Genomic DNA, 25679 nt, shown 5'->3' with positions numbered 1-25679 from the left:
CGCGCGACCGCTCCGTTCACGCGAGGGCGGATGTGACGGCGTGCGACAGCGCGTCGCGCACGCGCTCGACGTGCGGGCCCGCCGGGGCGCCGGGTCGCCGCACGAGATGGAGGGTGTTGCGGGGCGGGTCGTCGGACGGCCGGAGGTCCACGAGCTCGCCGCCGGCGAGCGCCGCGCGGCAGAGATGCTCGGGGAGCGCGGTCACGCCGGCGCCGGCGATCGCGGCCGCGCGGAGCGCGCGCAGGTCGGGGAGCGTGAGCGCGGGCTCGCGCTCGAGTCGCGTTCCGAACACGTGCCGCCAGTACCGGCGCAGGATGGGCACGTCGTGCGCATAGGCGAGAAGCGGCACGTCGGCGAGGGCATCGGGCGCGACCGCGCCGCGTGCGAGCCCGCGGGCGCGCGCGAACGCGGGCGACGCGACGAGGACGAACGCCTCGTCGGCGAGCGGCGCCGCGACGACCGCGCGTCCGCGAGGGCGCTCGGACGCCACGACGAGGTCGAGCACGCCCGCGCGGAGGCCGTCGACGAGCGCGCCGCTCAGCCCGGGCACGAGCTGCAGCCGCACGCCGTCCGCGACGAGCGGTGCGAGCGCGGGCGCCGCGATCTCGGCGAGGAGCTCGGCCGGCCCGCCCACGCGCACGGGCGCGTGCGACGTCGCACTTCCCGCGTCGGCACCGGACAGCGCGGTGGCGAGCGCGCCGAACGGCTCCGCGAGCCGGGCGGCGAGCGCCTCGGCCCGGGGCGTGGGCGTGACGCCGCGGGCTCCGCGGGCGAAGAGGCGCTCGCCCAGGCGCCGCTCGAGGGTCTGCAGCTGCGCCGTGACGGCCGGCTGCGTGAGGCCGAGCGTGCGCGCGGCACCCGAGAGGGACCCGGCCGTGTGCACCGCGAGGAAGGTGCGCCACAGGGCGAGGTCATCCAGCCCATCAGAGGATCTATGGCTCACATCGCGAAGATATCGGAAGAGTAGCGGTCTCCATGCGTTGTCCTCGGTGCCGGCCCGCTCGGGCCGTCCCATCGAGAAGGAGTCGCCATGTCCACCGTCCTGTTCGTCGTCACCGGAGCCCGCACCTGGACCCTCTCCGACGGCACCGCGCATCCGACCGGATACTGGGCCGAGGAGCTGCTCGCGCCGTACCGCCTGCTCGTCGGGGCCGGCCACGATGTCGCCTTCGCGACCCCCGGCGGCGTCGTCCCCGTCGTCGACGAGGGATCGATCGCCGACGACGAGGAGGCGCGGGCCGCGCTCGCCGCGATCCCCGGCCTGCAGCGCCCGCTCGTGCTCGCGGAGGTCGACCCCGGCGCGTTCGACGCCGTGTTCTACCCCGGCGGGCACGGACCCATGGAGGACCTCGCGCGCGACGCCGCCTCCGGCGCCCTGATCGTGCGGGCGCTCGACGCCGGCACGCCCCTCGCGCTGGTCTGCCACGGCGTCGCGGCGCTGCTCGCGGCGAAGCGGTCGGACGGCGCGCTCGCGGCGGCGGGGCGCACCGTCGCGGCGTTCACCGACGAGGAGGAGCGCCAGGGCGGGCTCGCTCCGAAGGCGCCGTGGCTGCTCGAGTCGACGCTGCGCGACGGCGGCATCGCGGTCGACGCCGCCGAGCCGTGGGCCGATCACGTCGTCGAGGACGGCGCGCTCGTGACAGGTCAGAACCCGCAGTCGTCCGCATCCGTCGCGCGCGCCCTGCTCGCGCGCCTGTCCTGAGGCGGCGCGGAGCCATCCGCCCCGGCGGGCGCTACGCGGCGACGGCCGCGTGGCGCCCGCACGGGTGCACGTCGCCGCAGCCCGCGCACAGGACGACGCGGACCTGGCAGGTCTCGTCGACGCAGTCGACCATCCGGTCGGTGGGGCTCTCGCACGCCGCGCAGCGCGAGATCACCGCCGCGCCGTCGCCGAACGTCATCGACTCGCGGCCGTCGAAGACGTAGAGCGATCCCTCCCACAGGCCCGCGTTGCCGAAGGTCTCTCCGTAGCGGACGATGCCGCCGTCGAGCTGGTACACCTCGCCGAAGCCGCGCGCCGTCATGAGGCTCGAGAGCACCTCGCACCGGATGCCGCCCGTGCAGTAGGTCACGACGGGCCGCCCCTTGAGGTCGTCGTAGCGCCCCGAGTCGAGCTCCGCGATGAAGTCGCGCGTCGTGGCGACATCCGGCACGACGGCGTTCCGGAAGCGGCCGATCGCCGCCTCGAACGCGTTGCGGCCGTCGAAGAACACCACCTCGTCGCCGCGCTCCTCGACGAGCTTGTGCAGGGCACCCGGTGTGAGGTGCGTGCCGCCGCCCACGACGCCGTTCTCGTCGACCCGCAGCTCGCCGGGCGCGCCGAACGACACGATCTCGTCGCGCACCTTGACCGACATCCGCGGGAAGTCGAGGCTGCGGCCCTCCGCGTCGAGGCCCGACCCCGACGACCACTTGAAGTCGATGCCCTTGAAGGGCGCGTAGTCCTTCGTCTTGCGGACGTAGCGCTTGAGCGCCTGCATGTCCCCGCCGACCGTGCCGTTGATGCCGTGCTCCGACAGGAGGATCCGGCCCCGCAGCCCCAGCAGCTCGCACAGGTCGCGCTGCCAGAGGCGGATGGCCTCGGGGTCGGCGATCGGCGTGAAGAGGTAGTAGAGGAGGATCTTGGCGGGCACGGATCCAGGGTAGGCGAGCAGGCCGTGAGGACGCCGGTCGGGAGCGGTACCGTGGGCGTCATGACGTTCAACGAGAACGCGGATGTGAGCGGGCACGGCGCACGGCGTCGAGGACGGACCGCGGCGATCGCGGGCGGCGGGATCGGCGGCCTCGGCCTGCTCGGCGTGCTCGTCGTCGGACTGCTCACGGGCGGCGACTTCGGGTCGGTGCTCGGGCTGCTGTCGCCCGACGCCGGCGCGCCCGGCGGCTCCGGCCAGGAGACGGCGATCTCGGACTGCGAGACGGGCCAGGACGCGAACGAGAACGACGACTGCCGGCTCGCGGCCGGATCGCTCGCGCTCGACCAGTTCTGGGCCGGCGCCCTCGAGGGGTACCGCGAGCCCGAGCTCATCATCGTGGACGGGCAGACCGAGACCTCGTGCGGCACCGCGTCGAACGCGACGGGGCCGTTCTACTGCCCGCCCGACGAGACGGTCTACATCGACCCGACGTTCTTCTCCCTGCTGCGCGAGCGCTACGACGCGCAGGCGGGCGACCTCGCGCAGCTGTACGTGCTCGCACACGAGTACGGGCACCACGTGCAGAACCTCACGGGCGTGCTGCAGGAGCATCAGGGCGGCGGAACCGGGCCCGAGAGCGACGGCGTGCGCACCGAGCTGCAGGCCGACTGCTTCGCGGGCGCCTGGGTGGGCGCGATGACCGAGCAGGTCGACGAGAACGGCGTCCCGTACCTCGAGGCGCCCACCCGCGGGCAGCTCGCCGACGCGATGGACGCCGCCTCCGCGGTGGGCGACGACCACATCCAGCAGGAATCCGGCGGCGTCGTCAACCCCGACAGCTGGAGCCACGGCTCGAGCGAGCAGCGCATGCGGTGGTTCCAGACCGGGTACGAGCGCGGAGAGCGCGCGTGCGACACCTTCGCCGTGCCGGGGAGCGAGCTCTGACCCGCGCGTAGTCTGTCGCGTGTGAACGCACCGCACTCCGCGCTCGGCCGTCTGCGGATGGTCCCCATGCGCCCGCGCGACCCGCGCGAGCCCCATCGGGCCGCGACCTCCCTCGAGCTGTTCTTCGACCTCGTGTTCGTGATCGCCGTGAGCACGGCGGCGGTCAACCTGCACCACGCCCTCGTCGAGGCGCACGTGCTCGACGGCGTCGTGTCGTACCTGCTCGTCTTCTTCGCCATCTGGTGGGCGTGGATGAACTTCACGTGGTTCGCGACGTCGTTCGACGCCGACGACTGGCTGTACCGCGTGCTCACGATCGTGCAGATGGGCGGCGTGCTCGTGCTCGCGGCCGGGGTGGGCCCCGCCTTCCACGGCGACTTCACGATCCCCGTCGTCGGCTACGTCATCATGCGCGTCGCGATGGTGGCGCAGTGGCTGCGCGCCTCGCGGGGCGCCGGCCGCACCCGGCGCACGACCCTCATGTACGCGCTCGGCATCGCGGTCGTGCAGGTGTACTGGCTGCTCACTCTGCTCGTGCCCGAGGGCGCGTTCCTCGTGGCCTTCCTCATCGGCGTCGTGCTCGAGCTCGCCGTCCCGATCATCGCCGAGCGCGGAGCGAACACCCCGTGGCATCCGCACCACATCACCGAGCGGTACGGGCTCTTCACGCTCATCCTGCTCGGCGAGAGCCTGCTCGCGTCGGCCAACGCCATCATCGAGGCCCTCGAAGACGCTGACGCGCTGGCTCCGCTCATCGCGATCGCCGTGCTGACCCTCGTCGTGACGGCCGCGCTCTGGTGGATCTACTTCTGGCCCCCGCACCACTCCGCGATCGGATCGCTCGCGCAGTCGATTCGCTACGGGTACGTGCACTACGTCGTCTTCGCGGCGGCGGGGGCGTTCTCGGCCGGCGTCGAGGTCGAGATCGACGCGCTGACCCACCACAGCGAGCTCACGGGGCCCGCCGCGGCCTCCACGGTGACCATCCCGATCGCGCTGTTCGTCCTCGGCATCTGGTGGATCGCCATCCGCGCGCACGCCGATCGCGTCGTGAACACGGTGGTGCCCGTGGGCGCCGTGCTCGTCCTGCTCGACGCGCTCCTGCCGTTCCCGCTCGCGCTGAGCGCGGTCATCCTCGTGGCGATCGTCGTCGTCCTCGTGCTGAGGTCGCCGCGCTCCGCCGGGGCGCCGCTGCCCGGGCAGGCGCGCTGAGCGCCGCCTGGGCAGCGCCTCGGTATCGACTGCATCACGTATCACGCCGCGTGTTGCACGCCTCGTCGCAGGTATGGACACAATGTGTCTGACATGGACGATCTCTCCCTGTCGCCCGCGGATGACGCGGACGACGTCGCCGACGCCCACGGCGCGGCGCGCTGGGAGCAGGCGGCCGCGCACTTCGCGCGCTGGCGCAGCGGCGACCCGCAGGCGATCGACGAGCTGGTGCGCATCATGACCCCCGTGCTGTGGCACGTCGTCCGCGCGTACGGCCTGCGTCGCGCGGCGGCGGAGGACGTCATCCAGACGACGTGGCTCACGCTCGTCCGCAAGCACGACACGATCGCGAGCGCCGACGCGGTCTCCGGATGGCTGCGCGTGACCGCGCGCCGCGAGGCATGGCGCGTCGCGCGCGCGGACCGTCGCGCCGATCCGACCGACGACGACCTGCTCGAGGCGCGGCTCCCGTCGCGCCGCGCGGCCGAGGACGACGTCGCCGAGGCCGACACGGCCGACCGCCTGTGGCTGGCCGTGCGCGCGCTCGACGAGCGGTGCCAGCGGCTGCTGCGGATCGTCGCCTTCGAGGACCGACCGGACTACGCCCAGATCGCCGCCGATCTGCGCATGCCGGTGGGAAGCATCGGGCCCACGAGGCAGCGCTGCCTCGCTAAGCTTCGAGCCAGATTGAATCCCGATATACGAGACGAGGGACGATCGTGAACGACCACGTCGGGGGAGCAGAGGACCGCGAGCTCCTCGACGCGCTGCGCGCGTCCTGGGAGCAGGCCGATCCCGTCCCCGCAGGACTCGCCGACCGCATGATCGCGGCCGTGGCCGTGGACGACCTCTCGCGCGAGTTCGCGCTGCTCTCCCTCGTCGACGGCGCGCAGGCCGCCGTGCGGGCGGGCGACGAGCGCCGCACGCTCCAGTTCGCGGACGACGACGCCGAGGTGCTGCTGCACGTGTCGCCGACGGATGGCGGCGCGCGCCGGATCGACGGATGGTCCCGTCCTGCGGTGCTCGCGGCGCGCCTCGCGCAGGACGACGCCGAGTGGGCCGCCGACACGGTCGGCGACGGCCGCTTCTCGTTCGAGGGCGTGGCCGCGGGGCGCGCGCAGGTGCGGATGGTCGTGCGGCAGGAGGAGGGTCTCCGGGAGGTCGCGACCCCCTGGTTCGACATGTGAGGTCGATCTTCCCGTGACCGCGGTTCTGGGGCAGAATACGCGCAAGCGGTGCTCCCCTGGCCGAGTGCCCGGGGAGGTGCGCGATGCCCGACGACAGCCGGACCACATCCCAGCCCGACGGATGGTCGTGGCGTGATCGCGCCGCGGGATCGATCCCGGTCGGGCGGGTCCTCGACCCGGCGGTCGAGCCCGTCGACGGCGTGCGCGCGTTCCCGACCGCGTACGTTCCCGACCGGCTCCTGATCGCACGGCGCGACGACGATGCGGAGGCGGTCGACGGACTCCGCCTCGTCCGGGAGGCCGCTGCCTTGTTCGGGTGGCAGGTCGTCCCCGAATCGCTGCGCGGCGACGCGCTCGGCGAGGCGGACGAGCCGACCCCGCTGCTGCCGGGCCTCGGGATGCTGCGCGCGCAGCTCGTCGCGCCCGACGGGCCGTCGCGGGGAGAGGCGCCCGTGCCGCCCGATGCATGGCGCGTCCTGCAGCGGGCGCGACGACTCTCTCGAGGCCGACTGCGCGACGTCGCGCTCGACCACGTCGTCGCGATCGACCCCGTCGGCGTCAATCCGTTCACGCGCACGAATCCCTTCACCCGGACGAACCCGTTCACGCGCACCAACCCGCATGGCGCTGACCAGTACGCCGAAGCGGGGCACGGCGGGCGGCAGCCCGTCGTGCGCCTCGGCGCCGGGCCGACGCGCGCGGGGAAGCCGCCGCGCGGCCGACGGCGCCCCGTCGTCGCGATCCTCGACACGGGGTGCGGCGCGCACGAGTGGCTGCCCGACGACATCGTCACGCGGCGCGTCGAGCTCGACGGAGCGCCGCTCGGACTCACGGACGACGCCGACCCCGAGCGGTTCCCCGACCTCTACGGCCAGCTGGACGGGGAGATCGATCCGGTCGCCGGGCACGGCACCTTCATCGCCGGGATCGTCCGGCAGGTCGCCCCGGAGGCCGACATCCTCTCCGTGCGGGTCGCGAACGCCCTCGGCATCGTCGACGAGAGCGCGCTTCTCGAGACGCTGGCCGGGCTCGTCGAGCTGCTCGCGCGGCACCGCGCGGGGCGGGAGGGCGGATGCGCGATCGACGTGATCAGCCTGTCGCTCGGCTACTACCACGAGACCCCGGAGGACGGGCTCTTCTCGACCGTGCTCTTCGAGCTCCTGCGCAGGGCGCGCGAGCTCGGCTGCGCGGTCGTGTGCTCCGCGGGCAACGACGCGATCGACCGGCCGCCCTTCCCCGCGTCGCTCTGGCCGTGGCCGGGCGGCGACAACGGCATCGAGCCCGACGACGGGGCCGAGCACGTGTCGGTGGGCGCGCTGAACCCGAGCGGCGCGGCGGTCGCGCTCTTCTCGAACGTCGGGTCGTGGGTGCGCGTGTACGCGCCGGGCGCCGCGGTGGTGAGCACGATCCCCGCGTTCGAGGGCGGGCGGCAGGCGTCGTCGCGCGATGACCGCTTCGCGCGGCGGCGGGAGACGATCGGGCCGGAGTGCTACCTCGGGAGCTTCGCCGTGTGGAGCGGCACGTCGTTCGCTGCCCCGTTCGCCGCCGCGATGATCGCCGCGCAGCTCGGATGGCCCGCGGCCGGCATCCGCGCGGCGGGCGATGCATGCGCCGAGAGCCGCGCGGCCACGGCGGCCGCGCTCGAGCTGCTCGCCGCCCGGGACCGGTCAGGGGGATGACGTGGCCTCGCGCCCGGAGCTTCCCGTCGAGGAGCTCCTCCGCCGGGGAGTCGACGCCGCCAACGCGAAGCGGCTGCGCACCGCGAGGCGGCTTCTCGTGCGCGCCCTCGAGGCCGCCGACGACGATGTCCTGCGCGCACGGATCAGCGCGTCGCTGGCCTACGCGCTCGGGCAGCTCGGCGATCCGGACGGGGCGGAGCTGCTCTGCCGCACCGCCCTGCGCTTCCCGATGCTGCCGGAGGAGACCCGCGGCATCATCTCCGGTCAGCTGGCGACGCTGCTCCTGCACCGGGGCGACGTCGACGCCGCCCTCCCGCTCTTCGAACGGGCCGTCGCGCTCATCGACAGCCCCGCCTCGCGCGCCAACGTCGTCCTGAATCGCGGCGTCGCGCTTCTGCAGCGCCGACGACTCGGCGAGAGCGCCGACGCGTTCCGGTCGGCGGCCGCGCTCTTCGCGGACCTCGGCGACCGCGGCGGCGAAGCGCAGGCCCGCCACAATCTCGGGTACACGGCGCTCCTCGCGGGGGACCTCGTGCTCGCGCTCAGCGAGATGACCGTCGCGCGCGCGGAGATCGCGCGCGACTCCGCCGTCGCCGCGGCGATCTCCGACCTCGATCGCGCCGAGGTCCTCCGGGAATCGGGTCAGCTGCGCGAGTCGGCCGCTCTGCTCGAGCAGGTCGCCCAGGCGTTCGGCCGGGCGCGCATGCAGCAGGCGCGCGGTGAGGCCGAGCTCCAGCTCGCGCAGACCCTGCTCGGCTACGAGCCGGGTCGCGCCGCCCGGGTCGCGCTCCGCGCCAGTCGGCGCTTCCGCGGGCTCGGCAGCGCGTCCTGGGAGGTGCGAGCGGAGGGCGTCCGGCTGCGGGCGCTCCTCGCGCCCACGGCCGACCGCACGTCGGCGAAGCCCGTCCCCTCGGCGCTCGAGGAGGAGTGCGCGCGCGTCGCGCGGCGGCTGTCGCGCTTCGGGTTCCGCGTCGAGGCCCGCGCGCTCCGCTACGTGCTCGATGCGGCCCTCGCGCGCACGGGGCGGCCGCCGTCGCGCGCGGCCCGCCTGCATCCCGACGACCCGCTGTCCGTCCGCGTGCTCGCCCACGAGGCGAGGGCCGCCCGCTCGGCGGCCCTCGGGCGCGACGCGGACGCCCGCCGGCACGCCGAGGCGGGCCTCCACGAGGTGTCGGCCTGGCAGCGGTCGTTCGGGTCGCTCGAGGTGCTCTCGTCGACGGCCGTGCACGGATCGGGGATCTTCATCGAGGGCCTCGCAGCGAGCGTGCGCTCCGGCCGCCCCGACACGGTCTTCCGCTGGTCGGAGTACACGCGCCACTTCAGCCAGCAGGTCTCGCCCGTGCGCCCTCCGCAGGACGCCGAGCACGCGGCCGACCTCGCGCAGCTGCGTGCGCTGCGCGCCGAGCTCGCCTCGTCGGACTGGGTCGCCGACCCGCGGGTGACGGCACTGCGCCAGCGGATCAGCGAGCGTCAGTGGGTGGCGACGGCCTCGACGGACGGCCCTCCCGTGGTCTCCCTCGACGAGCTGCGGTCGGCGCTCGACGGCGACACGGCCCTCCTCACCTACGTGTACGTCCGGGGCCGGCTCACGTGCCTCGTCGTGCCCGGGCGCGGCGCGCCCTCGCTCATCGACATCCCGTGGGGGCGCGTGCGCGACCTCCGCCGCGGTCTGTACAGCGAGCTCAACGCGGCCGCGGCGACGCGCACGGGGCCCGGAAGCCGGCTCATCCGCGAGTCGCTCGAGGCCCGGCTGTCGTGCCTGTCGCGCGCACTCGTCGAGGAGGCCGTGCGCGCCGCGGGAGACCCGAGGAGGGTCGTCGTGACGGCGCCGGGCGAGCTGCGGGGAACGCCGTGGGGCATGCTGCCGGCGCTGCGCGGCCGGGTCGTGACGCACGTCCGCTCGGCATCGCGCTGGGTCGCCACGCGCGGCTCGGTGCCGCTCTCCTCGGCCGGGTTCGTCGTGGGCCCGGGCGTCGCGCGCGGCGACGAGGAGGCGGACACGGGTGCGCGGGCCTGGCGGCGCGCCGGGCGCCCTGCGCGCATTCTCACAGGCGACGCGTCGCGGATCGAGCACGCGACGGCTCTCGCGGAGGGTGTCGATGTGCTCCACGTCGTCGCGCACGGGCGGCACTCGCCGGATTCGCCGCTCCTGTCCGGATTCGAGCTCGCGGACGGCACGCTGTTCGGCTACGACATCGACGCGATCGCGCGCCCGCCCGCCGTCGTCGTGCTGTCGGCGTGCGAGCTCGGCCGCTCGTCGGCGCTGTGGGGCGAGGAGGCGGTCGGGATGGCGAGGGCGTGGCTGCACGCGGGGTCGCACTGCGTCATCGCGGCCCCCGTGACCGTGGCCGACGATGTCGCCTGCGAGCTGCTGGGCGCGATGCACGAGGGGCTCGTCGGCGGGCTCGACCCTGCCGAGGCGCTCATGCGGGCGACGGCCCAGACCGGGCACGTCGCGCCCTTCGTCTGCTACGGCTCGGGCTTCTGAGTCACCGCGCGACGGGAAGGGCCGGCGCGAGGGCGTCGAGCGCGCGCCGCAGCGCGGTGCTCGAGGTGTGCGCGGTGTAGGGGAAGTAGACGACCTCGACGCCGACGGCGCCGAACTCGCGCTCGAGGCGGAGGCCCTTCTCGGTGCCCCGCCAGTCGTCGCCCTTGAAGAAGTGGGTGAAGCCGACCTCGCGCCACACATCGAGCTTGTCCGGCACCGTCTCGACGTGGACGTCGTCGACGTACCGGATGCTCCGGACGATCTCCGCGCGCTCGGCGGTGGGCACGACCGAGCGGATGCCCTTCACGGCGCGGAGCATCTCGTCGCTCACGACGCCCGCGATGAGGACGTCGCAGTTCTCCTTGGCGTGGCGGAGGAGGTTGAGGTGGCCGACGTGGAAGAGGTCGAACGCGCCGGCCGCGTAGCCGATGCGCGTCATGCGGGCGCCTTCCCGCGGGCGGGACGGCGGGAGGTGCCCCGGTGGCGCAGGGGGCGCACCACCGGGGCGATGGGAGAGAGCTCGGATCTCTCCCATGGCTCGGCCGGGACGGCCGAGGCGACCGATGCGGACGTCGCCGGGGGTTCGGCATCGGCATCGGGGTCTGGGGCCGCTCGGCCGGGGGCCACGGGCACCGCGCGGACCGCCCCAGACGGCGGCAGTGCCCGTGAGCTCTCAACGGATCGCATACTGGGGAAGAGCGCGGACCGCGTCGGCTGATACATCACGACTCGGTAACGAGCTCGGACCGCGGCGAGCGCACGACGCCGCCGGCCGGCACGTCCTTGACGACCACGGCGTAGGGGCCGATCCGCGCGCCCCGGCCGACCGTGATCGCGCCGATGACGACGGCTCCGACCCCGATCTCGACGTCGTCCTCGATCACGGGGCAGTCATGCGGCGTGCGGCGATTGCCGAGCGTCACCCCGTGGCGGAGCATCACGTTGCGGCCGATCACGGTCGCGGGGTTCACGACGACGCCGATGCCGTGACGCAGCCGGAGTCCGGGTTCGACGCGGGTCGTCGGGGGGATCTCGATGCCCATGATCCACTCCGTCACGAGCTTGTATCCCGCGGCGTGCGCGAGGTAGATCGCGCGGCCGAGGGGCCGGCGGCTGCCCTGCCAGCGTTGGCAGCGGCGCAGCCAGCCGAGCACGAACCGGCTCTTCGGGTACCGCGCGTTCGCCGCCCGGTCGGCCTGGAGCGCCGCGCGGAGGCGATCGCGCGCGGCGCTCATGACGCTGCCTCCGCTCGCTCGTCCGCGGCGGCGCGGATCCGCTCGCGGCACCAGGCCGCGCGCCGCGCGAGGCGCGGCAGCACCGCGGCGCGATCCGTCGGCCGGAGCCGCGACGCCGCACAGCGGAACCGCCGCTCGAACTCGTCGAGGCATGCGGCCTTCTCCTCCGCGGGCAGCGGAGCGACCGCGAGGGCCGTGAGGCGCGGGAGCGGGGCGCCGAGCACGCGAGCCGACAGCTCCGCGAAGGCGGCCTGCGTGCGCTCGTCGTTCCACGACCGCAGGCGCCAGCCCTCGGCGGACGTGACCTGCCCCGGATGCACGCGGTAGAGAAGGGACGGGGCCGCGAGACGACGCAGACGAGCGCCCGACGAGGCGAGCCGCAGCCACAGGTCGTAGTCCTCGCTCGGGACGACGCGGTAGCCGCGAACGGCCTCGACCGCGGAGCGCCGAGCGGCCATGGTCGAGTGGGCGACGGGGTTCGTCAGGAGGAGATGGAACGGGAAGGACGCGATCCCGATGCCGGACGGCCACGGCGGGCGGGGCACCCCGGCTCCGTGCCACGAGGCGACGGTCGTGAAGACGGCGTCCGCGGCCTTCAGCGCCCGCAGCTGCCGGCGGAAGCGGCCGGGGAGGACGACGTCGTCGGCGTCCATCCGCGCGACGAACTCGCTCGCTGAGGCATCCAGCAGGGCGTTCAGCGCCCGGGCGACGCCGCGATTCGGGCCCGTCAGCACGCGCAGGCGCGGATCGTCGATGCGCTCGAGCGCCGCGAGCGTGCCGTCGGACGATCCGTCGTCCTGCACGACGAGCTCGGCGTCGGCTGGCAGGTCGCGCAGCGTCGACCGCACGGCGCGGTCGATCGTCGGCGCCGCGTCGAACGCCGGCATGAGCACGGAGAGTCGCGGCATGTCACATCCCCCGTCCGCGCGCGTTCAGGGCCGAGACGACGCGCCCGCCCGAGACGAGGTGGAGGCCGACGCACATCGCGAGGTACGCGCGCGGCTGCAGGAGGTCGTGGCGGATGGCCGCCCGAGCCCATCGCCGGGCGGGGGCGAGCGCGCCGAGCGCTCCGTGCGCGAAGGCGATCTGACCCTCGATGCGCGCGCGGCCGCGCGCGGATCGGGCGAACTCGGGGTGCTTGTCGAGCAGGTAGCTGAGGCCGTCGGCGATGCCGCGCCAGCGCTCGCTGAAGTACGACGGCCGGTCCCAGTGGACGATCGTCAGCGGCGCCGCGACCGCGGCGATGCGGCCGATCTTGGCCGCGCGCAGCAGCAGGTCGTAGTCCTCGCCGTAGCACGCGGGCAGCTCCTCGTCGACGAGACCCAGGCGCCCTCGCGCATCGGCCGTGCGCAGGAGGAAGGAGGACGGGTGCAGCTCGGTGATGCGCGAGCGGAGGAGGTCCTCGAGCGCGACCCGCTCGGGCGGGAGCCGGTCGTGCGCGCCTCCCGTCGAGAGGATGCGGATGCCGGTGGCGGCGATGACGACGTCGGGGTCCTCGAGGAGCGGCAGCTGCGCCTCGAGCTTCCCGGGCGCCCATTCGTCGTCGTCGTCGCAGAAGGCGATGATCGGCGCCTCGGCCGCGAGGATCCCCGTGTTCCGACCGCCCGCGAGTCCGGGCGTCCGGTCGTTCGCGATCGTCCGCACGACGTGGCGACCGCGCGGGAGGTCGGCGAGGGGATCGACCGCGCATCCGTCGAAGACCACGACGATCTCGAGCGGGTGCGCCGTGTCCTGAGCGAGCACGGAGCGCACGGCCCGTCGCAGGAGCTCGGGGCGGTCGCGGGTGGCGATGACGACGGTGACGCGGGGGTTCATGAGGACGGCCTCTCGAGAGCGGTGTCGCGGGGAAGGGCGGCGGCCGCCGGGAGGAGGGCCAGCACGAGCCCGTGCGGGAGCACGCCGTAGTAGAAGACCTCGACGAGGAGCACCACCTGCACGACGTGGACAGCGGTCATCCGCCTGCGCACATGGCGCGTCGACCACGCGAGCCAGAGGAGGGCGAGGAGGAAGACCGCGAGCGCGGGCAGGCCGTGCGAGAACATCACCATCCACACGTGACCCTGCGTGCCCGCGGACGGCGCGCCCTCCGTCCACGACGGGCGCGGCGCCCCGTAGCCGAAGACCGGGGACCGGAGGGTCCGCACGAGCGTCTCCTGGTAGAGGTCCGCACGGTCCTCGGTCGACGAGCTCGACTCGACGCGCCCGAGGAGCCGGTCTCCGACGTCGAGCACCGCGGCCGCGGCGAGGCCCACGGCGCACGCCGCCGCGAGGCCCGCGACGGCGCGGACCCGACCGGAGGCGAGGAGGATGAGGCCCCCGTAGACCGCCGCGACGCCGAGCCCGATGAACATCCCGCGATTGAGGGTGAGGAACGCGGGGACGAACGAGAGCGGGATCGCGACGAGGAGGCCGAGGAACCGGAGGTCCCGGGGGATGCGCGCCACGTACGAGATGACGAGCGGGAGGAGCATCGAGTACGCGTTGCCCCAGCCGTTCGTATAGAGGAAGGGAGCGGCCGGGCGCGGATCGAGGACCGTCCAGGCGTCCGGGTTCCACTGCGTCGCCCGCCGCACCACCATCTCGCCCACGAGCTCGTTGCTCTGGAGGCCGCGGGGGAGCACGTAGCCGAGCGGGGTCCGGAAGGAGAACTCGGGGGCGATCACGCCGAGCCATCCGCCTGCCACGACGAAGAGCCAGAACAGCGTGAGCATGCCGAGCAGCCAGTCGAGCGTGATCGTGCGGCGCGCGTTGTAGACGTAGAGGAAGGCGATCGTGATCGAGAGGTACTGCAGGGCGCGGTAGACGAACCCGATGAGCCGGCCGGGGGTGTCGATCCCGATCACCGACACGGCGACGAGCGCGAGGAACAGCAGCCAGATCCCGAAGCCCCGCGGCGCGCGGACGTCGCCGCGGCGGATCAGGAGCACCGCCATGGCCGCGGCGAGCGGGATCCACGCCATCTCGGCCATCCCGAGCGCCCACCACAGGGGGAACGCCGCGAACATCGCGGTGATCGGCCAGTGCGGCAGGTCGCCGCGAGCCTCCGTCGCGGTCAGCCGTGCGGGAGCCGGGGCGAACGCCGTGTCAGACCGCATCGGCGTACTCCTCGCGAGCGGGCGTCTCGTCGGCCGCGGGCGCGACCTCCCGTCGGCCTGAGCGGCGCCGTGATCGCCGCCGCTCGCGGGGGACGACGACGGCGCCGATGAGGGGCACCCCCGCGGTCACGGACTCGTCGCGCAGGGCGGCGGCTGTGGTGCGGCGGCTCGCGCCCTCCTGCAGCACGACGACCACCGCGTCGGCCAGGCGCAGCGCGGCGAGCAGGTCGGCCGTGCCGGCCGAGACCGGGACCGCGAGCATGACGAGCGTCCCCTCGGGCGCGGACTCGACGGCGACCCGCGCCTCGGCGGTGCGCGCCTCGCCGTGCAGGTCCGCGCGCCCGAAGCGGACGCTGAGCCCGGGCACGGCGGCCCGGGGCGCCGCTCCGGCCGACCGGAGGACCGCGAGGCGCCGCTCGGAAGGATGGGGGAGCACGAGCCGCACGGAGAACCCGCTCTGCGCGGTCGCCATCGCCAGCCCCGTCGCGACGGCCCCCTCCGACGACGTGTCGTCGAGCACCGCGACCGCCCGCGCCCCGGCGGGGAGGTCGGCGAGCATGCGCTCGCGTGCGATGCGCATCGCCTCGGCGTCCGGCGCCTCGAGGGGCGTCCGCGGGTGCGGCGTGCGGAGCGTGGCGAGCACGCGCGCGCCGAGCGCGCGCGTGATCTCGGCTCCGCTGCGCAGGCGCCCGTCGAAGGGCTCGCGGAGGAAGGCCAGCAGGATGCCGACGATCGCGCCGATCCCGATCCCGGTCGCGGCCGTCGTGTAGCGCGGCGGCGCCGAGTCGATCGGGTTGTCGGCGGCTCCCGTCAGCACGCTGCCGCCCGAGGTGTCGACGCTCTGCAGCGCGTTCCGCTGCGACAGCAGGCCCTCGAGCTCGAGGAGGATCTGCTCTCGGTCGCTCGTCGCCTGCGCCTGCGCGGCGCCGGCTCCCGCATCCGCGATCGCCGCGTTCGCCTCGGCCAGCTGCGCGTCGAGCTCGTCGATGCGCGTGCTGAGCCCCGAGACCATGACGTCGAGCCGGCTCTCGGCCTGCTCGCTGCGGTAGGCGAGGTAGGCGGCCGCGACGGAGTCCGCCCGCTCGATCGCGAGCGCGCGCGTCGCGGCCGTCGCGGAGACGTGGGCGATCGTGCCGCCCTCCGAGATCGTGACGTCGACGGTGTCGTGGATCTCGCGCGTCGCGTCGGCGTCGCCGAGCAGGGCCGCCGCGCGCTCGGCCACGACGTGGGAGCGGGCGATCGCGGCCTCGGTGGCATCGTCCAGCAGACCCGACGCCGCGCGCTGCGGATTGAAGGGATCCGTCGTGATGACGGAGAGGTTGACATCGGTCGTCGCCGTGATGCGCTGCGGGGCGACGAGCAGGTACGCGATCGCGGCGATCGCCCCGATCGCGATCGCGGCGACGACGAGGCGCCACTGCCTGCGCAGCACGCGAGCGTAGTGATCGAGACCGAGTGTCGTGGTGTGTGCGGTGTCGGACATCGTGCTTCCCCCGGTGAAGCCGTCACCTCAGACGGCGGTGCTTGCGGCGCATCGAGATGCCCGCGTGGATGAGGTTCGCGATGAAGAGGAGGCCGTAGACCGCGGCGAAGGCCGCGTGCGCTCCCCACAGCGCGAAGGCCCAGCACAGCGTGCCGGGGTCGGTCGGGATGAGCGCGACCGACTTGGCGACGCCGCTCGGCTCCGAGACCGAGCGGCCGTGACGCGACGCGAGCTGCTCCGCGAGGATCTGGCTCATGAACTGGCCCGACGTCAGGAGCGCGAAGCCGAGCGCGACTCCCATCAGCCAGACGTCCTGAGGGCGGTGCACGAAGCATCCGACCGCGACGCCCAGGTGGATCGCCGGGGAGCGGATCGCGTCGACGACGTGATCGAGCCATTCGCCGGCCGGGCTCGACGCCCCGCTGAGCCGGGCGACCTGGCCGTCCGCCGAGTCGAGGACGTATCCCGCCGCCAGGAGCACGGCGGCGGCGACGCCCGAGCCCGCGGACGGCGGGGCGGCCGCGATCACGGCGATGCCCGCCGCCGACATCGCTGCGCTGAGCAGCGTGACCGCGTTCGGCGTCATCCCGATCCTCACGGCAGCGGCTGCGACGCCGCGCGCGAGGCGGCGGTTGATCCAGCGCGTGTACGCGGGGACCCCGGCGCCGCTCTTCTGCGCCTGCGCGAGGGCGGTGCGCGAGGTGCGGAGGGCGCGCGCGGGCCGCGCCGATGCCGTCTGGGCGCTCATGGCGCCGTCACCGTCATCTCGAAGCTGTGGCTGTTCGCGGTCCGGTAGTTGGAGTGGACCTCGACCGCGATCGTGTTGGCCCCCGTGCGGAAGGCGGTCGCGGGGATCTCCGCCACGTACGGCTGCGCCATCGCCGTGGTGCCCGAGACCGCGGTGTTGGCGTAGGTGCTCGCGGTGACCGGGCCGGGGTCGATGTTCCTGCGGAGCACTTCCGCCCCGTTGACGTAGACGACGACCCCGTCGTCGACCCGGACCGAGAAGCGCAGCGCGACCGCGCCGCCCGGGAGGTCGATGTCGTGCCGGTGGTAGCTCGTGAGCGGGCGAGGCGACAGCGACGTGTCGAGGGCGGTCGCGATGTCCGACGTCCCCCAGCCGACGGGAGTCGCGCCGCTGAGCCAGGAGCCGTCGTCGAACTCGGGAGCAGCCCAGTCGGACGGCGGCGCGGCGGTCGACCAGAGGGTCGCCCAGGTCGAGCCGGCGTCGATGAGCGTCGGCGAGGCCGGATCGGGCCCGGGAGCCGCCTCGGCGGGGACGGCCGGGGTGCTCGCCGAGCGGTTCCCGGCCGCGTCCACGGCGCGCACGGCATAGAGCGTGCCGTCGGGAGCGGGCGGGAGAGCCGCCGACGTCCCGCCGACGGTCGCGACCACTCGATCGGCCCGCAGCACCTGGTAGGCGGTCACGGCTCGGTCGTCCGTCGCCGCCGTCCACGTGAGGTTCACGCCCTCGGCCGTCCTGACGGCCTTGAACGCGCCCGGCGTCGACGGGCTCGTGACGTCGGAGGGGGCGTGGCGCACGAAGCCGCCCGACCACTGGCGCACATAGCCCGCGCGGGTCGAGTAGCTGTAGTCGCCGCCCTGCCAGAGCGTGCCGCGCGAGTCGACGAAGAGGGCCCAGGCGCCGGCGCCGGCGCGCGTGTTGAGGATGCCGTTGAACGACTCGAGGTACTCGCCGCTCTCGGCGCTCCAGGCGCCGCTGCCGTAGATCGCGTGCGCGCCGGTCCATGCCGTCCCGATGCCGGGCCACACGGTCGCGCCCTCGTAGTTCGTGCCGAAGCAGTGGCAGCCGGCGTACACGGTCTCGCCGTCGGACGCGATCGCCTGGAAGTCCCCGCCGGCGAGCGTGATGTTCGAGCTCGCCATCTCCATCGTGTCGCGGCGGTAGCTCATGAGCGAGTGCTCGGAGCCGCCGAGCCAGACGCGATCTCCGACCTCGAGCACGGCCTGCTGGTAGCCCTGGCGGCCGCTCGTGCGGTTGGAGAACACGACCGGCCACGGCGTGAGCGACTCATCGGCGGTCGACAGCACAGCGGCCTTGTCGGCGGGGCGCCCCTTCGACTGGCTGAAGAACCCGGCCGCGTACACGCGGTCGCCGTGAGCTGAGGCGTCGAGGCTGATGACGGTTCCGTTGAACTCCGGGTTCCACGCGTCGGGCACGCTGCTCGCGATCGAGAACCGCACGGTGTTGCGTGCATAGACCTGAGCGCCGGTCGCGGCCTTGGCGTGCGTGAAGGACCCGCCCACGTACAGCCAGTCGCCCTGCACGTCGAGGGTGCGCACGACGGGCACGCCGCCGGAGAGGAAGTTCAGCAGGGCGCCCGTGAACGAGGCGTCCACGGCGCCCGTCGTCGCGTCGAGCACGACGAGGCCGGGGTGACTCTCGCCGTTCACGGTCGAGAAGTAGCCGCCGACGGCGATGCGCCCGCCCGGGAGCGGCGCGAGGGCCTTCACCTGGTTGTCGAACACCGGGCGGAAGGTCGAGATCCAGGTGCCCGTGTCGCGCTCGAACGCCGCGAGATACGCCTGCTCGACCGCGCCCGAGCCGCCGGCCGAGCGCTGCACCTTCGTGAAGTTGCCGCCCACGAAGACGCGGTCGACGTTCTCGGTGAAGGCCGACACCTCGTTGCTGCCCTCGAGGGTCGATGGGCCGGCGCCGAGGCCGGCGACACCCCACGGCTGGGTCTGCGCGAAGGCCTCCGCGACCGCCGTGCCGGCCGTCGCGGGCGTGCCGCCGGCCGGGACCGGTGCGAAGACATCGGCGCTCAGGAGCTTCGGTCGGATGAAGACCTGCGTGAACGGCCGGGCGTAGCCCGCGTTCGTGCTCGTCGACCACAGGTAGCTCGTGCCGTCGGGTGAGCCCTTGATGTCGGAGCCGTACCCGAATCCCATCGCCCAGCCCTCGGCGGAGCCGGTGATGGTGCGCACGCGGATGAGCCCGTTGTCGTTCCCGAAGTTGCTCGTCGTCCCGCCGGTGCCGTTGCGGTTGCCGATCCGGAACGACCCCACGCGCTGCTGGTTGTTGAACTCCCACGTCCACTCGTCGCGCGGGCTGGTGAGGCGGAAGCGCGTGTCCTGCCAGGACGTCCCGGCCGCGTTCGCGGCGCGGACGAGGCGGATGCCGTCGGCGAGGGCGCCGATCGGCTGGTCGTTGTTGAGCTGGTCGATGAGGGCGCCGGGCAGCTGCCGGGGCGTGAACGCCGCGGTGCCCGTCGCGGGCTCGCGCACCTGCGCGGGCGTCCCGGAGCCGAGGATGGACTCGGACCATCCCTGGCGTCCGCGCCCCACGAGGACCCAGCCGCCGCCATCCGTCTCCTGGTCGCAGTAGAACTGCTGCGCGGAGCCCATGGCGGGGGTCGCGAGCCAGTAGACGCCGCTCGGGGCGTCGGGGTCGACCTGCGCGACCTCCCAGCAGGAGGCCGCGGCCGTCGCCTCGGTGCGCCCGTCGGGGGCGGGCAGCGTCGGATCGGCGGCCGTCGCGGGGATCGGCGCTGCCAGCGTCGCGATGAGGGCGATCGCGGCGACCGCCGCGATGCGGGTGCGGAGTGTCATGAGCGGGCCCTTCTTCAGCACGCGGGGTCGTCGGGGAACGAGCGGGAGAGGACGCGCCACGTGCCGTCCTCGTAGACGAGGTCGAAGAGGTGGGCGGCCCGCGGGTGGGTGTCCTTCTCGGAGCCGATCCGCTCGCCGTCGGCGTCGACGAGCTCGAGCCCGCTCGCGTCGATGCAGGCCTTCACCTGCGCGGTGGCCGGCTCGGCCTCCTCGTCGAGCGCGAGGATCTCGAGCCCGACGACCTGGGACTCCCCGACGTACGACCATCCGTTCGCCGAGAGCTCGAGCCACTGGGCCTCGAGCTCGGCGCGGTAGGCGCCGGCGGTCACGTCGGCGAGGAGCGCCTCGAGATCGCCGGGGCGGGCCGCATCCTCCGCGTCGGGTGGGGTGAGCACCTCCTCCACGAGCTCCTCGGCCGGACCCTTCTCGAGATCCCGGTCGCCGAAGCGGCCGCGCCCCTCCGCATGCTCGTCGCGATCCGGCTCGGGAGCAGGACGGGTCGTCGCGGGCGGAGCGGGGCGGTCGCGCCGCGGCGGCTCCTCGGTCGCGACCGGCGTCGCGGATGCGGTGGGCGTCGGGGTCGCGGATGCCGTGGGCGTCGGAGAGGGCGGAGCCGCCTCGTCACCGGGGTCGGCGTTCGCGACGGCGCCCGCGAGGAGCGCGGCGCCGATCGCGACGAGCAGGGTGGCGGCGCCGGCGACCGAGCCGGCCACGGTCGCGGACAGCCGGGAGCGATATGGACTCATGAGGGGTCTCCTGTGGTGCTCCGCCGGATCCGAGCGAGATCGGCGAAGGCGTCGAGGTGAAGGGAGCGCGGGGCGAGCCGCGCCCAGGTGAGAAGGGCGCCGCCGCCGACGACGGCGGCGACGGCGAGGCCGAGCCAGGTCGAGCCGAGCAGCAGCCGGGCGCCGAGGGCGGCGGCCCCCAGGGTCGAGAGCGCGATGAGCAGCGGGCGCACCCCCGCCGCGAGCGGCAGGGGCAGCGCGAGGACGCGGTGCACCTGGATGGTCGCGAGGATCGCGTCGAGGAGGCAGGCCGCGGCCCACGCGACGGCGGCGCCGGTGACGCCCCAGAGCGGCACGAGCACGAGCAGGAGCGCGACGTCGGCCGTGACCGCGATCGCCTTGTTCGCCGCGGCGAGACCGCTGCGGCCGCTCATGAGGAGCACCGAGTGGACGCTGCCGGCGAGGAAGGTCACGACCGACCCGAGGCAGAGGGCGGCGAGCGCGACGGCGCCCTCCTCGAAGGATGGCCCGAGCAGCGACAGCGCGAGCGGCGAGAACACCGCGAGGAGCAGGTAGAGCGGTGCGCTGAAGAGCACGAGCCAGGTCGTCGCGGCGCGGAAGAGGTCGGCGAGGGCCGCGTGGTCGCGACGGTGCAGCAGGCGGCTGAAGACGGGCGAGACGACCACGCGGATGGCGGAGTCCACGAGCGATCCGGCGGACGCGATCCGCGTGGCGGCGCCGTAGACCCCGGCAGCGGCCGGGCCGGCGATGGCGCCGACGATGAGCACGTCGAGCCAGATGAGCAGCTGCGACAGGAACTCCGACACGACACGGGGGAGCGCGTAGCGGTGCAGGCGCCGCGGGAGACCGGACGCCCGGAACGCGCTCGCGGTCATCGGCTCCACACCGAGCGCGTCGGCCCGCCGGCGGAGGACGAGGAGGGCCGCCGCGAGGGCGAGGGCCGCGGGCGCGGCCCACGCGAGGCTCGCGGCGACGACGCCGCCCCCTGCGGCGACGGCGAGGGCGACGGCCGCCGGCCGCAGCGCCGGGAGCCCGACGCCGCCGATCGCGACGTAGGGGCCGACCCCGCCGAGCGCTCGCTCCCCGGCGAGCGCGGTCAGCATCATCGCCGCGAGAGGGAGACACCATGCGGCCGCGGGAAGCGCCGCGGCCACGGGGCCGTCGAGAAGCGCGGCGCCGAGGGTCAGCGCGACCGCGCCGACCGCTCCGCCGAGCCCCGCGACGGCGATGAGGTGCGCGAGCGCGGGGCGGATGGCGCCGCGCTCGCCGTCGGCGAGGCGGGGCAGGATCCACAGCGCGGCGGAGTCGGCGCCCCACCGGGCGAACCCGAGTGCGATCGTGAAGAGCGCGATCACCTGCAGCACGATCCCCGCACCGACGTCGCCGAGCAGCCGGCCGAGCAGCACGACGAGCGCGAGTCCGAGGACGGCGCTCGCCGCGGACCCGGCGAAGCTCAGCGCGCTGCCCCGGGCGAGGGCGGCGCGGTCGGATGCGGCGACGGTGCTCATGCTGCTCGGTGGTGCGCGATGCGGGTCGGGCGCCGCGAGGCCTCGGCGAGACGCTGGCGGACGACGGCGGCGACGAATGCGGGGTTCCCCGCGAGATAGCGGCGGGCGAGCCGGCGCGGCTCGAGGCCCAGCCGCCACAGCCACTCGAGACCGGCGCGGATCATCCACTGCGGCGCCCGGCGATGCGTGCCGCTCAGCCAGTCGAAGAGCCCGCCGCAGGTCAGGACGACCGGCGGCAGCTGATCGCGGTGCCGCTCGACCCAGCGCTCCTGCACGGGATCGCCGAGCCCGACGAAGAGGATCCGGGTGCCGTGCTCGCGGATGTCGCGGATGAGCGCATCCGACTCCTCGTCGGGGATGTACCCGTGGCTCGTGCGGATCGCGAGACCCGGCAGCTCCTGCGCCATCCGCTCGGCCGCGGCCGCAGCCACTCCCGGGCGTGCGCCGAAGAAGTACACGGGCAGCCGGTCGCGCGCGGCGGCCGCGAGCAGCGGAGCCGCGAGATCCGTGGTCGCGACCCTCTCGGGCAGCGCCGCGCCCAGCAGGCGCGTCGCCCAGACGACGGACTGCCCGTCGGCGTAGTTCATCGTCGTCGTCGCGAGGAATCGGCGCAGCGTCGCGTCGTGGCGCGCGAGGTTCACGACGTGCGCGTTCACGCCGACGAGGACGTCGACGCCCGTCGTGCGCGTCATGGCGACGATCGCGTCGACGAGGGCGGCCATGGTGAGCGACCGCACGGGTACGCCGTCCACGATGCGGGCTTCGCCGAGCCCGATGCCCTGCTCGGCCGCCGCTGGCCGGCTGAGTGCTGCGGCTCGGGCGAACGAGGGGACCGGCAGCGCGTGGCCGGGGAGGATGACGGACATCAGTACGCTCCTTTCGGGCGGACCATCACCCTGACGGTGCGCCACATGATCGAGATGTCGTCCTGGAGCGACCAGTTCTCGACATAGCCGAGGTCGATCCGGACGCTCTCCTGCCAGGACAGGTCGCTGCGCCCGCCGATCTGCCAGGGACCCGTGATCCCGGGCTTCACGTAGAGCCGCCGCACGGTCGCGTCGTCGTACGCGAGGACCTCGCTCGGAAGCGGCGGGCGCGGCCCGACGACGCTCATGTCGCCGACGAGCACGTTCCAGAACTGCGGCAGCTCGTCGAGCGAGTAGTGCCGCAGGAAGCGGCCGACGCGCGTGACGCGCGGATCGCGGCGCAGCTTGAACAGTGGGCCGGCGCCCTCGTTCTGCGCGCGCAGCTGCGCGAGCTCGGCCTCCGCGGTCGTCCGCATCGACCGGAACTTCACGAGCCGGAACGTGCGCCCGTCGCGCCCCACGCGCTCCTGCGTGAAGAAGACAGGGCCCGGGGAGTCGAGAGCGATCGCGAGCGCGATGACGGGGGTGATCAGCGCGATGCCCGCGAGCGCGACCGTCGAGACGACGATGTCGAACGCCCGCTTGAGGACGAGGGCGCCGCCGTCGTACTCCGGCATCCGGAGGCGGACGAGGGGGAGCCCGCCCACCGCGTCCAGCGACATCCGGGCCCGCGCGACGTCCATAACGCCGTTCGCGACGATGAGCTCGGCGGCCGTGCCCTCGAGGCACCAGCCGAGGCGCTTCACGAAGTCGGCGTCCGAGGCGGCCGTGCTCGCGACGATCACGGCGTCCGCGTCGCGTCGAGCCGCCTCCTGCGCGATGTGCATCGCGGCCGCCTGCGTGCGCGGCGCCTCGTCGAACTCCACGGCGCCGACGACGCGGTACCCCGAGGCGTCGCTGCCGGTGATCGTCGACGACACGCGCGCGACGTCGGAGGGGCGGCCGGTGACGAGGGCGCGCGAGACACGCAGGCCCGCGGCGCGCTCGGCCGTGAGCCGGCGTCGCCAGATGGTGCGCGCGGCGAGGAGGCCGGCGAGCCCGATCGGCGCCGCGACGAACAGCTGCGCGCAGATCGCGGGGGCGCCGGTCACGACCAGGCCGAGGCCGAGGAGCCCGAAGACGTCGAGCGTGACAGCGGCGACCCGCGCGAGCTCGCGTCCGCGGGTGTCGTGGACGCTCCGCGGTGCCGCGATGGCGAGGCCGATCCACCAGAAGAGGCCGAGCGCGACCGCGAAGAGCACGGGGAGCGCGGGGGCGACGACCGCGGAGGACGGGGCGAGGGTCCCGCGTGCGGCGAGCGTCGTGGCGGTCGACGGGCCGGTCGAGGAGACGGCTCCGGCGACGAGCGCCGCGAGGGCCACGACGCCGGCGTCGGAGAGCAGCACGCGCGCCGTGTGGCGGCGCTCGAGGCGCCGTCTCCGCTCGAGCGAGGGGGCCATGCGCGGCGTGCGGATCGCGGGAGCGGCTTCGCGGCTCGCCCGCGAGGGGGAGACGAGGCGGCTGCTCGGCGCGAGGACGAGCGCCCGCTCGAGCACGGTCACCGGTGTCCTCCGCCACGGCGCATGCGCGAGCCGGGTGTCCTCGTGGCGGATGTGGGTCCCTGCTCCCCGATACCGGAATACATCGCGTCTCCCCGCTGCGCCTCGCCGTGGACATCCGGGAGGCGCGCGCTCGCCGGCGCCTCCCGTCACAGGGGAGGAGAGGTCAGCGCCGGATCTGATACATCACGGCTGGATAACGGCGCGCGGGCAGAGCCCCATGCGCTCGGGCGCTCTTAGAGTGGCGGCATGAGCGACTACCAGGTGAGCGAGATCGGCGGCCTCGACCAGTGGCGCGACCACTTCGGCGGCTTCCGCCCCGACAGCTCGCGCGACGGACGGCGCGTGGTCGACTTCGAGCTCGCGATGCAGTACATCGGGCTCACGGCGAACGCGCTCGAGCCCGGGGAGCAGGCGGGCTACTGGCACCGCCATGCGCGCGTCGAAGAGGTCTACGTGTTCCTCGAGGGGCGCGGTCAGATGGGGCTCGACGACGACGTCGTCGACGTCGGCCCCGGGACGATCGTCCGGGTGGGGCAGGGCGTCTGGCGCACGTGGCGCGCGCACCCGGAATCGGATGGGCAGCTGCGGTGGCTCTGCATCAGGGCCGGCGGTTACGAGCTGCCCGACCTCCCCGACGACAGCGAGCGCGGGCCGGAGCGCCCGCTGCCGTGGTGAGCTGAGCGGGGCTCACTCCAGGCCGAACGGGCGGCCCTCCGAGACCGAGATCGCGTAGGCGCGCGCGAGCTCCGACGAGACCCCGGGGCTGAGCCGGTCGACCATCTTCCGCGCGTGCGGTTCGATCTCGTCGACGGGGTGCCCCGTCCATTCGCGTCGGAACTCGGCGTCGAGCTGCTGCCACCTGTGATTCATCTCCTCACGGTCGCACGTCTGAGGGCGCGCTGTCGTGGGGTTGAAGCTCGTCGCGACGCGCGCTAGCGGGGACTGCGCGCGGCGGGGCCGCTCAGTAGGGTGGGGAGCGTGACATCGCTCGTCCTCACCGTCATCGGAGACGACCGCGCGGGCCTCGTGGCGGCCCTCGCCGACGTCGTCGACGCCCACGGCGCCAACTGGGAGAACAGCCGGCTCGCCGAGCTCGACGGCACGTTCGCGGGCGTGATCCAGGTCTCGGTGCCGCCCGAGCGCGTCGACGCGCTCCGCGAGGGGCTGAAGGGCCTCGAAGGGCTGCTCACCGTGGTCGTGCGCGCCGCCGAGGAGGTGCACGCGCCGCGCGGCCGCAGCGTCACGCTGCAGGTGCTGGGGCACGATCGTCCGGGTATCGTGCGCGAGATCTCCTCTGCGCTCCGCGCCCGCTCGCTGAGCATCGAGTCGATGGCGACCGAGGCGCGCGACGCGGCCATGGCGGGCGGGCGCCTGTTCGAGGCGACGGCGGAGCTGCGGGTGCCCGACGACGTCGATCTCGCCGACGTCGTCGCCGACCTCGAGCGGATCGCCGCCGAGATCCAGGTCGACGTCACGTTCGTCGAGTAG

General features: G+C 74.3%; 24 protein-coding genes. 9 read left to right on the top strand and 15 right to left on the bottom strand.

The window, feature by feature from the left end; all coding sequences use genetic code 11:
* Nucleotides 1-16: 16 nt before the first annotated feature.
* Nucleotides 17-943: a LysR family transcriptional regulator gene (locus tag GC092_RS14210; RefSeq protein ID WP_324012755.1), complete on the bottom strand. Its 927-nt coding sequence runs from the start codon at nucleotides 941-943 to the stop codon at nucleotides 17-19.
* Between the two features lie 87 nt (nucleotides 944-1030).
* Here GC092_RS14210 and GC092_RS14205 point away from each other — a divergent pair, with 87 nt between their 5' ends.
* Nucleotides 1031-1702: a type 1 glutamine amidotransferase domain-containing protein gene (locus tag GC092_RS14205; RefSeq protein WP_324012754.1), complete on the top strand. Its 672-nt coding sequence runs from the start codon at nucleotides 1031-1033 to the stop codon at nucleotides 1700-1702.
* A 31-nt stretch (nucleotides 1703-1733) separates the two neighbouring features.
* Here GC092_RS14205 and GC092_RS14200 read toward each other — a convergent pair whose 3' ends face one another.
* Nucleotides 1734-2633, bottom strand: coding sequence for an oxygen-dependent tRNA uridine(34) hydroxylase TrhO (locus GC092_RS14200; RefSeq protein WP_324012752.1), 900 nt, complete (start codon nucleotides 2631-2633; stop codon nucleotides 1734-1736).
* Between the two features lie 60 nt (nucleotides 2634-2693).
* Between GC092_RS14200 and GC092_RS14195 the strand changes: the two genes are divergently transcribed.
* The 6 genes from GC092_RS14195 (at nucleotide 2694) to GC092_RS14170 (ending at nucleotide 10144) form a co-directional block, all read left to right on the top strand.
* Nucleotides 2694-3578, top strand: a complete 885-nt coding sequence (locus GC092_RS14195) for a KPN_02809 family neutral zinc metallopeptidase (RefSeq protein WP_324012751.1) — start codon at nucleotides 2694-2696, stop codon at nucleotides 3576-3578.
* A 66-nt stretch (nucleotides 3579-3644) separates the two neighbouring features.
* Nucleotides 3645-4790, top strand: a complete 1146-nt coding sequence (locus GC092_RS14190) for a low temperature requirement protein A (RefSeq protein ID WP_324014920.1) — start codon at nucleotides 3645-3647, stop codon at nucleotides 4788-4790.
* A gap of 93 nt (nucleotides 4791-4883) precedes the next feature.
* Nucleotides 4884-5513: an RNA polymerase sigma factor gene (locus GC092_RS14185; protein ID WP_271174710.1), complete on the top strand. Its 630-nt coding sequence runs from the start codon at nucleotides 4884-4886 to the stop codon at nucleotides 5511-5513.
* Nucleotides 5510-5977: a hypothetical protein gene (locus GC092_RS14180; RefSeq protein WP_271174709.1), complete on the top strand. Its 468-nt coding sequence runs from the start codon at nucleotides 5510-5512 to the stop codon at nucleotides 5975-5977. The genes GC092_RS14185 and GC092_RS14180 overlap by 4 nt, the downstream gene beginning before the upstream one ends.
* An 83-nt stretch (nucleotides 5978-6060) precedes the next feature.
* Complete coding sequence (locus GC092_RS14175; RefSeq protein WP_324012748.1) at nucleotides 6061-7656, top strand: S8/S53 family peptidase; 1596 nt, start codon at nucleotides 6061-6063, stop codon at nucleotides 7654-7656.
* Nucleotide 7657: 1 nt separating this feature from the next.
* The gene (locus GC092_RS14170; protein ID WP_324012746.1) at nucleotides 7658-10144 is read left to right on the top strand and encodes a CHAT domain-containing protein; all 2487 of its coding nucleotides are present in this window, start codon (nucleotides 7658-7660) and stop codon (nucleotides 10142-10144) included.
* 1 nt (nucleotide 10145) lies between these two features.
* Here the strand turns inward: GC092_RS14170 and GC092_RS14165 are convergent, their stop codons facing one another.
* From GC092_RS14165 to GC092_RS14110, 12 genes are all read right to left on the bottom strand, one after another.
* Nucleotides 10146-10583, bottom strand: coding sequence for an FAD synthase family protein (locus GC092_RS14165; RefSeq protein WP_271174706.1), 438 nt, complete (start codon nucleotides 10581-10583; stop codon nucleotides 10146-10148).
* Between the two features lie 283 nt (nucleotides 10584-10866).
* Nucleotides 10867-11379, bottom strand: coding sequence for a serine acetyltransferase (locus GC092_RS14160; RefSeq protein ID WP_324012744.1), 513 nt, complete (start codon nucleotides 11377-11379; stop codon nucleotides 10867-10869).
* The gene (locus GC092_RS14155; protein WP_324012743.1) at nucleotides 11376-12287 is read right to left on the bottom strand and encodes a glycosyltransferase family 2 protein; all 912 of its coding nucleotides are present in this window, start codon (nucleotides 12285-12287) and stop codon (nucleotides 11376-11378) included. Before GC092_RS14155 ends, GC092_RS14160 begins: the two co-directional genes overlap by 4 nt.
* Nucleotide 12288: 1 nt before the next feature.
* The gene (locus GC092_RS14150; RefSeq protein WP_324012742.1) at nucleotides 12289-13194 is read right to left on the bottom strand and encodes a glycosyltransferase family 2 protein; all 906 of its coding nucleotides are present in this window, start codon (nucleotides 13192-13194) and stop codon (nucleotides 12289-12291) included.
* Nucleotides 13191-14474 carry an O-antigen ligase family protein gene (locus GC092_RS14145; protein WP_324012741.1) on the bottom strand — a complete coding sequence of 428 codons (1284 nt, stop codon included), beginning with the start codon at nucleotides 14472-14474 and terminating at the stop codon, nucleotides 13191-13193. The genes GC092_RS14150 and GC092_RS14145 overlap by 4 nt, the downstream gene beginning before the upstream one ends.
* Entirely contained in the window at nucleotides 14464-15957 is a 1494-nt protein-coding gene (locus GC092_RS14140; RefSeq protein ID WP_324012739.1) for a GumC domain-containing protein, read from the bottom strand. Before GC092_RS14140 ends, GC092_RS14145 begins: the two co-directional genes overlap by 11 nt.
* A gap of 22 nt (nucleotides 15958-15979) precedes the next feature.
* Nucleotides 15980-16705, bottom strand: coding sequence for a CDP-alcohol phosphatidyltransferase family protein (locus GC092_RS14135; RefSeq protein WP_324012737.1), 726 nt, complete (start codon nucleotides 16703-16705; stop codon nucleotides 15980-15982).
* Nucleotides 16702-19530, bottom strand: a complete 2829-nt coding sequence (locus GC092_RS14130; RefSeq protein ID WP_324012735.1) for a fibrinogen-like YCDxxxxGGGW domain-containing protein — start codon at nucleotides 19528-19530, stop codon at nucleotides 16702-16704. The genes GC092_RS14135 and GC092_RS14130 overlap by 4 nt, the downstream gene beginning before the upstream one ends.
* A 14-nt stretch (nucleotides 19531-19544) precedes the next feature.
* Nucleotides 19545-20276 (bottom strand): hypothetical protein, encoded by a 732-nt coding sequence (locus GC092_RS14125; RefSeq protein WP_324012733.1) that lies wholly within the window; start codon nucleotides 20274-20276, stop codon nucleotides 19545-19547.
* Entirely contained in the window at nucleotides 20273-21784 is a 1512-nt protein-coding gene (locus GC092_RS14120; RefSeq protein WP_324012731.1) for a lipopolysaccharide biosynthesis protein, read from the bottom strand. The genes GC092_RS14125 and GC092_RS14120 overlap by 4 nt, the downstream gene beginning before the upstream one ends.
* Entirely contained in the window at nucleotides 21781-22650 is an 870-nt protein-coding gene (locus tag GC092_RS14115; RefSeq protein WP_282980469.1) for a WecB/TagA/CpsF family glycosyltransferase, read from the bottom strand. Before GC092_RS14115 ends, GC092_RS14120 begins: the two co-directional genes overlap by 4 nt.
* Complete coding sequence (locus GC092_RS14110; RefSeq protein WP_324012728.1) at nucleotides 22650-24191, bottom strand: sugar transferase; 1542 nt, start codon at nucleotides 24189-24191, stop codon at nucleotides 22650-22652. The genes GC092_RS14115 and GC092_RS14110 overlap by 1 nt, the downstream gene beginning before the upstream one ends.
* 246 nt (nucleotides 24192-24437) lie before the next feature.
* On the opposite strand from GC092_RS14110, the gene GC092_RS14105 reads away from it, so the two are divergent.
* Nucleotides 24438-24866 carry a cupin domain-containing protein gene (locus GC092_RS14105; protein ID WP_282980465.1) on the top strand — a complete coding sequence of 143 codons (429 nt, stop codon included), beginning with the start codon at nucleotides 24438-24440 and terminating at the stop codon, nucleotides 24864-24866.
* 12 nt (nucleotides 24867-24878) lie between these two features.
* On the opposite strand, the gene GC092_RS14100 is transcribed toward GC092_RS14105, so the two are convergent.
* Nucleotides 24879-25061, bottom strand: coding sequence for a hypothetical protein (locus tag GC092_RS14100; RefSeq protein WP_271174693.1), 183 nt, complete (start codon nucleotides 25059-25061; stop codon nucleotides 24879-24881).
* Nucleotides 25062-25169: 108 nt separating this feature from the next.
* Between GC092_RS14100 and GC092_RS14095 the strand changes: the two genes are divergently transcribed.
* Nucleotides 25170-25679 (top strand): glycine cleavage system transcriptional repressor, encoded by a 510-nt coding sequence (locus GC092_RS14095; protein WP_324012726.1) that lies wholly within the window; start codon nucleotides 25170-25172, stop codon nucleotides 25677-25679.

Origin of the sequence: Microbacterium sp. JZ37 (genome assembly GCF_035188445.1) — a bacterium.
Lineage (GTDB): Bacteria > Actinomycetota > Actinomycetes > Actinomycetales > Microbacteriaceae > Microbacterium > Microbacterium barkeri.
This window is presented reverse-complemented; position numbering and strand designations above follow the sequence as displayed.

Coding starts and splice junctions, on each gene's coding strand:
- GC092_RS14205 (WP_324012754.1), top strand. CDS start 1,031: ATGTCCACCGTCCTGTTCGTCGTCACCGGAGCCCGCACCTGGACCCTC.
- GC092_RS14120 (WP_324012731.1), bottom strand. CDS start 21,784: ATGAGCACCGTCGCCGCATCCGACCGCGCCGCCCTCGCCCGGGGCAGC.
- GC092_RS14105 (WP_282980465.1), top strand. CDS start 24,438: ATGAGCGACTACCAGGTGAGCGAGATCGGCGGCCTCGACCAGTGGCGC.
- GC092_RS14195 (WP_324012751.1), top strand. CDS start 2,694: ATGACGTTCAACGAGAACGCGGATGTGAGCGGGCACGGCGCACGGCGT.
- GC092_RS14155 (WP_324012743.1), bottom strand. CDS start 12,287: ATGCCGCGACTCTCCGTGCTCATGCCGGCGTTCGACGCGGCGCCGACG.
- GC092_RS14130 (WP_324012735.1), bottom strand. CDS start 19,530: ATGACACTCCGCACCCGCATCGCGGCGGTCGCCGCGATCGCCCTCATC.
- GC092_RS14190 (WP_324014920.1), top strand. CDS start 3,645: ATGCGCCCGCGCGACCCGCGCGAGCCCCATCGGGCCGCGACCTCCCTC.
- GC092_RS14160 (WP_324012744.1), bottom strand. CDS start 11,379: ATGAGCGCCGCGCGCGATCGCCTCCGCGCGGCGCTCCAGGCCGACCGG.
- GC092_RS14100 (WP_271174693.1), bottom strand. CDS start 25,061: ATGAATCACAGGTGGCAGCAGCTCGACGCCGAGTTCCGACGCGAATGG.
- GC092_RS14135 (WP_324012737.1), bottom strand. CDS start 16,705: ATGAGCGCCCAGACGGCATCGGCGCGGCCCGCGCGCGCCCTCCGCACC.
- GC092_RS14150 (WP_324012742.1), bottom strand. CDS start 13,194: ATGAACCCCCGCGTCACCGTCGTCATCGCCACCCGCGACCGCCCCGAG.
- GC092_RS14175 (WP_324012748.1), top strand. CDS start 6,061: ATGCCCGACGACAGCCGGACCACATCCCAGCCCGACGGATGGTCGTGG.
- GC092_RS14115 (WP_282980469.1), bottom strand. CDS start 22,650: ATGTCCGTCATCCTCCCCGGCCACGCGCTGCCGGTCCCCTCGTTCGCC.
- GC092_RS14145 (WP_324012741.1), bottom strand. CDS start 14,474: ATGCGGTCTGACACGGCGTTCGCCCCGGCTCCCGCACGGCTGACCGCG.
- GC092_RS14165 (WP_271174706.1), bottom strand. CDS start 10,583: ATGACGCGCATCGGCTACGCGGCCGGCGCGTTCGACCTCTTCCACGTC.
- GC092_RS14185 (WP_271174710.1), top strand. CDS start 4,884: ATGGACGATCTCTCCCTGTCGCCCGCGGATGACGCGGACGACGTCGCC.
- GC092_RS14140 (WP_324012739.1), bottom strand. CDS start 15,957: ATGTCCGACACCGCACACACCACGACACTCGGTCTCGATCACTACGCT.
- GC092_RS14125 (WP_324012733.1), bottom strand. CDS start 20,276: ATGAGTCCATATCGCTCCCGGCTGTCCGCGACCGTGGCCGGCTCGGTC.